Source organism: Wenyingzhuangia gilva (genome assembly GCF_030519655.1).
In the GTDB taxonomy this organism is placed as follows: domain Bacteria; phylum Bacteroidota; class Bacteroidia; order Flavobacteriales; family Flavobacteriaceae; genus Wenyingzhuangia; species Wenyingzhuangia gilva.
Genome location: NZ_JAUMIT010000017.1, coordinates 1 through 8,667 on the forward strand (window position 1 = coordinate 1; position 8,667 = coordinate 8,667).

General features: G+C 29.6%; 9 protein-coding genes. All 9 read right to left on the bottom strand.

The features are described 5' to 3' along the window. Nucleotides 1-295 precede the first annotated feature (295 nt). The gene (locus QVZ41_RS14205) at nucleotides 296-967 is read right to left on the bottom strand and encodes a HEPN domain-containing protein (RefSeq protein WP_302885308.1); all 672 of its coding nucleotides are present in this window, start codon (nucleotides 965-967) and stop codon (nucleotides 296-298) included. Between the two features lie 207 nt (nucleotides 968-1,174). Then, nucleotides 1,175-1,783, bottom strand: coding sequence for a hypothetical protein (locus QVZ41_RS14210; RefSeq protein WP_302885309.1), 609 nt, complete (start codon nucleotides 1,781-1,783; stop codon nucleotides 1,175-1,177). A gap of 225 nt (nucleotides 1,784-2,008) precedes the next feature. After that, nucleotides 2,009-2,845, bottom strand: a complete 837-nt coding sequence (locus QVZ41_RS14215; protein ID WP_302885310.1) for a competence protein CoiA — start codon at nucleotides 2,843-2,845, stop codon at nucleotides 2,009-2,011. Nucleotides 2,846-3,079: 234 nt separating this feature from the next. Further along, nucleotides 3,080-3,577, bottom strand: a complete 498-nt coding sequence (locus QVZ41_RS14220) for a hypothetical protein (protein WP_302885311.1) — start codon at nucleotides 3,575-3,577, stop codon at nucleotides 3,080-3,082. A gap of 203 nt (nucleotides 3,578-3,780) precedes the next feature. Next, nucleotides 3,781-4,581 carry a DUF5677 domain-containing protein gene (locus QVZ41_RS14225; RefSeq protein ID WP_302885312.1) on the bottom strand — a complete coding sequence of 267 codons (801 nt, stop codon included), beginning with the start codon at nucleotides 4,579-4,581 and terminating at the stop codon, nucleotides 3,781-3,783. 221 nt (nucleotides 4,582-4,802) lie between these two features. Next, a complete protein-coding gene (locus tag QVZ41_RS14230) occupies nucleotides 4,803-5,300 on the bottom strand; it encodes a thioredoxin family protein (RefSeq protein WP_302885313.1) in 498 nt (165 codons plus the stop codon). Nucleotides 5,301-5,543: 243 nt separating this feature from the next. Beyond that, a complete protein-coding gene (locus tag QVZ41_RS14235; protein WP_302885314.1) occupies nucleotides 5,544-6,377 on the bottom strand; it encodes a hypothetical protein in 834 nt (277 codons plus the stop codon). 932 nt (nucleotides 6,378-7,309) lie between these two features. Then, nucleotides 7,310-7,663, bottom strand: a complete 354-nt coding sequence (locus QVZ41_RS14240) for a hypothetical protein (RefSeq protein WP_302885315.1) — start codon at nucleotides 7,661-7,663, stop codon at nucleotides 7,310-7,312. A 303-nt stretch (nucleotides 7,664-7,966) separates the two neighbouring features. After that, nucleotides 7,967-8,497 (bottom strand): GNAT family N-acetyltransferase, encoded by a 531-nt coding sequence (locus QVZ41_RS14245; protein WP_302885316.1) that lies wholly within the window; start codon nucleotides 8,495-8,497, stop codon nucleotides 7,967-7,969. Nucleotides 8,498-8,667: the final 170 nt, after the last annotated feature.

Sequence of the window (8,667 nt, forward strand, 5' to 3'; positions counted from 1 at the left end):
TTCAAGTCTAATTGTTAGATTATTAGTGTGGTTTATTTCTTCAAGATTCAATTCGTTTTCCTCTAACTCTATCATTTTTTATTTAAGTTACATACAACGGTTTTGGCTAGGCTTTGTGCGGGAAGAAAATCGGCCAGATTTTCGAACACGGACTAAGCCGAAGCTTTTTGTTTGGATTTGTTTCTTTTGATTTCACAAAGCCAAATCAACAAGATTTGGCGACCTAGTAAATATACACAAAACTTTGAAGTGGCACAAAACCCGCATGAAGTTTAGCCGGTGTTAGCACCTGTTTTTATATCTGATTTCGAGTTATAAAGTTGAACACAGAATCGTACATTAATTTAACTTGTGCTTTGTCATATTCAGAATAATTTCCGTGAGCAGCCTTGTTTCTTAAATCTAAAAGAGCTGTTACATTTTTCTGGTCAAGTTTATTATAAACACCTGCTTTTGCAAGTTCACTATTCATTCTGTCAGCTTTTAAGTTTATTGTTTTTCCATCTTTTTCAAATGTTGTATCAATTCCATTAGAAATACATAATTGCCTTATATGTTCCTCTAATACACTACCTATCATAACAGCAGCTGGATCTTTGTAGTCATTTTCCAATAAGTGGTCTGCCATTTCAAGAAAGTCACTAAAAATTTCCGATGACACTATACCTTTTATAGATGTTAACCATCCGTTTTCAATTTCAGATTTTATGTTGTTAATTATTTCTTTCGCGCTATTAATATTGGGTTCATATGGAGAACGTAAAACATTTTTAAACTCAGTATAATATGGATGTTCCGAACCAAATAAATCTAGAATGAAAGAAAGTCCACTTGTTTTTAGACTTTTTAACATTGAAAAATCAGCTAACAAATTTCCATAATCATTCCTTTTGCCTTGACTTAGAGATTCATCAGCTATTTTAAGTATAAAGTCAGCTCTGTCAAGTAAGTTTTTATTATAATTCATTGTTTCTCAAATTGGTGCTAACGGTTTTGGCTAGGATTAGTGCGGGTGAAAATCGATAAGATTTTCGAAGACGTGCTAAGCCGAAGCTTTTTGTTTGGTTTTGTATTTTTTATTTAAACTAAGCCAAATCAACAAGATTTGGCGACATAGTAAATATACACAAAACATTGAAGTTTAAAACAAAGCCCGCATTAATTTTAGCCGTTGTTAGGCACTGGCTTTGTTCAATTTGATGGTAATATCTTCCGTTAAATTAAAACCAACAATTTCATCATTTTTTTCATCAAATTTAGTCAACTCAAATTTTCCGATTTCTTTTAGTGTTTCGATTTTTCCGTCAGCTGGATTAAACTTTATCAAGTCAGAAGTTGGCTCTCCGTTTTCATTTTCGCGAATTTTCTGCAATATTAGAAATTCGCCTAATTCATATTTAAAAGATGTCAGATAAGTATCATTAAGTTCAGTTTTCACTCCGCTATTTATAACTTTAAAAACTGCATTTTCATCTCCGTAGTCAACAATTGAATACAGAAAGTCTGAAGCAAGTTGATGCTCTTTATTAGGCTCATCAATATATTCAAGAGTTAATTTATAATTATCGGTTTCGATTAAAGTTGCTGGTTTTGGTGGTACGTAGGTTTTTCTTTTATATCCAAGAATATTGTGTTTTATAAAATCGTAAGGAACTACAATTATAACCGCCAATACAACAACGATTATCATTATGGTTGAAACAATAGCTTCCAATGTTCCACCGATAATTGGAAATTCAAAAATGCTTTTCTTTCTTTTCGATATGTTAATTGTAAGTTCCATTTTTTCAGCTTGTGCCTAACGGTTTTGGCTAGGCTTTGTGCGGGGTTGAAAATCGACGAGATTTTCGAACACGCAACTAAGCCGAAGCTTTTTGTTTGGATTTGTTTCTTTGATTTCACAAAGCCAAATCAACAAGATTTGGCGACTTAGTAAATATACACAAAACTTTGAAATAGGACAGAAGCCCGCATGAAGTTTAGCCGGTGTTGGCTGCTGTGTTTTTGTTTAAAATCTTCTACTTCTTCTGAATCTTTTAGTCATTAGTTTTTTATTAAATTCAGCTCTATTAATGGCTTTCCGTTTCTCTAATTCTAATTTTTCTCTTTGAGCAATTATTGTATTTTGTTCAACTAAATGATTCAAAAATTGTTTTACCCTAAAAGCCCAATCTCCCTTTTTAATTGCTTTTATGAACGTTTCACGAGAAAACTCTGCTACAAATCTAAGACGACCAATTTGAGGGAAAAGGCAATAAAGATTGTTTCGTAAGTTATAGGTGTCTTCTAAAGTACCATCTCCTAGATAGTCAAATATCACGGGAACTGAACTTTGAATCCAATTTACAGGAAAGCACCAGTCTACAAGATCTATTTGAAATATTTTTGGATTATCAGTTTTATAAAAAATTGTATTTTCAAATTCATTCAATTTTCCTTTGAGAAAACGAGGATAATCTCTTTTTAAGCGAGTTCCATCTACAACCCAAATCATATTTTTATAAAAATTTTCACGTATTCTTCGTTCATCTGGATTAATATTTGAATGTTGGAATTCAATTATGAGTCCATTTTCTGTGCGAACATCGGCAATGTGTTTTTCGTTTGTAGTTTTATCATAATGTGTGATTTCTTGCCATTCAACAGGGAATTTCCCTTTCCATTTACGATGCCACTCTGTTTCATTTTCCCACCAAGTGTCACATTGATGTTTTTTTTTATGTGCCCAATGATTAATTTTAAATTCACCGCATTTTGAAATCAATTCTGCTCCACAACTTTGGCAGACTCCTTCGGCTCCTTTATAGGCTTCTATTTTAAGACCATCAATTAATGCGAATTTCATTTGATTTTTTATTAGGAGAAATTACATTGCAGCCAACGGTTTTGGCTAGGCTTTGTGCGGGAAGAAAATCGACAAGATTTTCAGACACGTACTAAGCCGAAGCTTTTTGTTTGGATTTGTTTCTTTGGTTTTCACAAAGCCAAATCAACAAGATTTGGCGACCTAGTAAATATACACAAAACTTTGAAGTAAGCACAAAACCCGCATGAAGTTTAGCCGGTGTTGGCTGTAGTTTTATTTCACTTTTCCCATTATTCCTTCATTGGTGTTTTTGTCAATAAATCCTTTTTCTAATCCAGACCTGCTATCTAAATTCTGATGCTCAATTATATTATTTCCAAATGAGAATTTGTTTCGTATTTTTTTTAAGTCAAACACTTTGTCAAAATAAATCCATTCAGCAGTATTTTTAGACCAAGCTTTTCCGTAAAATGTAATTCGCGTGTTTTCCTTAATTAATTTTTTCGCTAAACTTCTCAATTCAGTCGAACGAATTGAATTCGAATAGTCGGAGAAATAGTTTTCAAATTCAATTAATTTTTCTCCGATTTTAAATTCAAAACTTAGACTATCAACAATAGTTCTACTTAAAAATCCATTTAATTCGGAAACAGATTGATATGAATCTAAATTATTTTTTAATATTTCTAAAATTTCATTATTTGGATTGCGTTTAATTTCAGAATTCAATTCTGATAATAATTTGGCTTTTTCGGTTTTAAAGTCTGTCATATTTTATTACAGCCAACGGTTTTGGCTAGGCTTTGTGCGGGATTGAAAATCGGCAAGATTTTCGAACACGAACTAAGCCGAAGCTTTTTGTTTGGATTTGTTTCTTTGGTTTTCACAAAGCCAAATCAACAAGATTTGGCGACTTAGTAAATATACACAAAACTTTGAAGTTGGCACAAAACCCGCATGAAGTTTAGCCGGTGTTACCTGCTGGCTTTATTTATTGTTTTTAATATTTCATCTATTTTTAAATAATGTAACTCAAAATTGTCTTTATCTGTTTGTATATACATTAAAAGGCTAAATAATTTTATTGAATTACTCATTTGAAAAGTCAAACCACAAATTCTTTCATACTCAGTTAACCTTTTCTTTTGAGTATTCATTTCCATCATTTCTTGATAGGATTTCATTCCTCCATGAACAAATGATGATAAATTTGAGTAATCAATTATTAATTTTCCAAAAAACTCTGTGTTGTTTGATTTATTATCTTTTAACTCAGTGTTTAAGTATTTAATGATATTTTTAAACGAGAATTTTCTTGTTTCTTCTTCAACCTCTTTTCGTGTTTTATCTATGAAGTTTGGATGGTCTTTTAAAAAAACATCCCAATCTTGTAATTTGTAATTTGGATCGTAAAGTTGTTGTTCAGAAATTTTTGCTCTTATTAAATCTAATATTTCTCTAGCATCATTGTATTCTAAATAATTTTTAGAAAAACCATCTTCTTTTTCTTTAATCCAATTTGTGAAAATAAATTGAAAACGTATATAATGTTCAATTAAACATCTGTGTAAAATTTTCATTCCATAATAATCATCTGTCTCACAGTTATCATAGATTGAGTTTTTTATAAAATTAGCACTAATATCAATAAGATTAATTAATGTATTAGTATTTGGAAATTCTTTCGAGAAATTTGAGGTTGTAGTTTTTGGAAAATAAATTTGAAATTCATCAAATATTAAATCATCTAAATCTCTTATTTCTTCTATTTTCATTTTTTTTGCTTGCAGGTAACGGTTTTGGCTAGGCTTTGTGCGGGAAGAAAATCGACAGATTTTCGAACACGGACTAAGCCGAAGCTTTTTGTTTGGTTTTGTTTCTTTTGGTTTCACAAAGCCAAATCAACAAGATTTGGCGGCTTAGTAAATATACACAAAACTTTGAAGTTAGCACAAACCCCGCATGAAGTTTAGCCGGTGTTGCCACTAGTACTTTTTTATTTTATATTTTTTTTCCCAAATTTCAAAAACTCTTCTATGTTCATATATTTAGCAGTTTTGTTAATTAATTTTCCATTATTATCAAATATTAAAAATGTAGGAAAGGCTTTGTCAACATTATGAAAGTCTAAGAAATCTATTCGTGTTTCGTTTAGTTTTTTAAACTCACTTGATTTCATAACTGAACCAGTTCTTTTAAAGTGTATTTTTGCACAAACCATTTCTTTATTGAAAAATTCATAAACTTTGGGATTAGTAAAAACTTCTTTTTGCATTTTCATACAAGGAAAACAACCGTCACTAGTAACATAAATTAATATGTGTTTATCAATTTCTTTAGCTTTCTCGATAGCTTTATTGAAATTTGCAAATTTAAATTCAATTCCAGACGTATCAATTTCCATTTCTAACTGACTTTCTATTTCTTTTTTGTTTTTACAAGATAATATTAAAAGTAAAAGACATAAAATAATACATTTCAAAATGTTTTTCATAGAAGTATTTTTTGATAAATTTTCAATTTTTTAGTATTTGTGGCAACGGTTTTGGCTAGGCTTTGTGCGGGAAGAAAATCGCCAAGATTTTCGAACACGTACTAAGCCGAAGCTTTTTGTTTGGATTTGTTTCTTTTGATTTCACGAAGCCAAATCAACAAGATTTGGCGACTTAGTAAATATACACAAAACTTTGGAGTAGGAGAGAACCCCGCATGAAGTTTAGCCGGTGTTGTGTGTTCGTTATTTTTCAGTTCCTTCTAATGATTTCTGTAATTCAGAATTGATTTTTGTATCTATAATGTCAACTAGTTTTTCGTTCTTAAAATCATATTTTTTAATAACTATTGGTTCATTGTAGCTTTCATAAAATCCATCTTTATTTTTGTCTACTCCAAATTCAATAATTAAATCTTTAGTTTTTTCAATGAAGTTAAAGTGAAAAACATCCATTCCTGAAACTTCAATTTTCCTCATTTTTTCTTCCTTTAATGAGTAAATATATAATGAGCTAAAATCTTTTAAATTGATTACTCCATCTTTAAAAGTATCTTTTCCAGAAGCTTTAATTAAAACCAGAATTTCATCTTCAAAGTATTCGGTGTCTATTTTCTCAAAATTTAAACGACCATTAAACAATTTGTTATTTGTACCCTTTTTTCCATCATAAAGAATAATATTATTAAATATTCCGTAAACACTTCTTGAGTATCTGTTGTCTTTCTTTTTTGAAATTTCAGAGTCTGAACTAGGAAACGCACTTAATAGACCTGTAATATCTTCTGTTTCATTTAAAGTTTTATGTGATACGGGGATTATATAATTCAAGTTTAAAGTGTCAATTAATATTGGACTTTCATAAGAAATAACTTGTTTTCTTTTATTTTCCTTTTGCAGTTCTTTAATTTTTTCTTCTGATAAAATTCCAGTTTCAGGTTCATTATAATTATATCTTCTAGATTCTTGAATAGCCATAAATATAAAAGAAATAAGAGCTATTATTAAAAAAATTACGCCAATTGTTACTAAAATAGCTAATAGTTTTTGATTATAATTTTTTACTTTTTCAATTTTCATTTATTCAAGTTTTAATGACACACAACGGTTTTGGCTAGGCTTTGTGCGGGAAGAAAATCTGCGGATTTTCGAACACGGACTAAGCCGAAGCTTTTTGTTTGGTTTTGTTTCTTTTGTTTTTACAAAGCCAAATCAACAAGATTTGGCGACTTAGTAAATATACACAAAACTTTGAAGTTGGCACAAAACCCGCATGAAGTTTAGCCGGTGTTAGGTAACGTTTTTTTCAAAATGTTTTATTGAATTAAAAACCTTTAGTTATTAATAATAATTTTCAATGAATTTTAAGTTTTTTCAGAACTACGATAATTTCATACACGTTGCTCTGGTAAATTAATTTTCAAAGAATGGATAAGTTAATTTTTTAAATAATTTATCAAGCAGAAGTAAACATTTCTTAGCTACAATAACATAAACTTAAGACACCATTTTTCAGATTAAAAATTAACTTTCAAATAATAATCTCTATTTACAGCTACGATTTTTCAAACACGCAAAGATTGTATTTCAGCTTTTCTAAGCGATTTTAGATTTTGATTTATCAACTTAAACAACCGAATTAAAAAAACGTCAAATCCAACCGTTAAATTGTTTTAAACGACTTTTTCACTGTTAGAAATTTGCTTTTTCAGAAATAGAAATATTTCAAAATAGGAGAGAAGCAAAATTATCGGTTTTTAGAAAAGTTTCTTTGGAAAAACGCAGCTACGATTTTATGTTACCTAACGGTTTTGGCTAGGCTTTGTGCGGGATTGAAAATCGACAAGATTTTCGAACACGTACTAAGCCGAAGCTTTTTGTTTGGTTTTGTTTCTTTTGATTTCATAAAGCCAAATCAACAAGATTTGGCGACTTAGTAAATATAAACAAAACTTTGAAGTTAGAACTAAACCCGCATGAAGTTTAGCCGGTGTTGGCATTTCGTTTTTTATTTATATTTTTCTTTCGATGATTTCTTTTTTTAATGATATTATTTCTTCTTTATTCATTTCAATTTTACTCATACATTTCCAAATAATAATAAATGAAATTATACACCAAATATATATCAGTATATCAATTTGCGATAAAATAAAGTTTCGATTAATTATGTTTAAAAGTATACCAATTAACACAAAAAAAGAATAAACTACGAAAGAAGTAATTATATTTTTATAATTTATTTTTAAGAATTGTTTAACTATCAGATATTTAAATTTTGAATAATCTAGATATAAAAATTGAGTTCCAGCACTGGTATTATAAGAAATTGAATAAGGAAATCCGTTTCCATTTTCGTTTTCCATAAATTGAAATGTTTTGTTCCTAATATGGAGGGTTGTATTTTCTCAAATTCCGTTTTAAATTCGTTACTGTTTTCTGAAACAATTTTAGTTATCGTTTGATTTTCAATATGTACTACACATTTGTAGTTTTTGTCATTTTGAATTGAATGAAAAATTGAATTTATTTTCATTTTGTTTTTTTTCTAATGAATGCCAACGTGATTGTGTATGATTAGTGGCGTGTTTAAGCACCTAATTTAGCAAATAAAAACCTAATAGAAAATCCGCGAGGATTTTCGTAAGTAGGCGAGAACTAGCCATTAATTATACACGGTGTTGTAGCCAGTTATTTTTTTCGAGTTCATATCTTCTATCAGTACAATTATCTCTTTCATTAAAAAATTCACGCACAGGTTTCATAAACTTATCTAAAATCTTTACCGAACCAATATTCGCCATATTAACATCTGCTGTAACTTTGCTTTCATTCATTTTCTGAAAATAATATTCCAACATTCCTTTGGTCGTTTCTGTTCCGTATCCTTTTCCCCAATATTCTACTCTAAAACGATAACCTAATTCTTTTTCGCCATCTTCATTTATTAGAAACAGAGCAAGTCCAATCATTTCTGTGTTCTCTTTTTCAAATATTCCACAAGCACATTTTTCATTACTTAAATCACTCAAATTTAAATTCAGACTTTTGTCAAATCTTTCTGTTATTTGATTTTCGGTAAATGCTTTTTGAGGAATGAGTTCTAAAATTCTTGGGTCGGTGAAAAGTTCAGCAAAATATATTTTATCCGTTTTTTTTAAACTTCTAATAATTAATCTTTCAGTTTCAAATATTTTCATTTTCCCGATTTGCTTGGTTTTAATTGGCTACAACGGTTTTAGCTAGGAAACGAAGCGTTAAACTAGCCGATTAATTTTCAGACTTAAAACTACAGAAAATAAAAAGAAAACCAACTTTATGAAAGCACAAAAAAAAGCTTTGTTTTTTAGCTGTTGTTAGCCTATGCAGT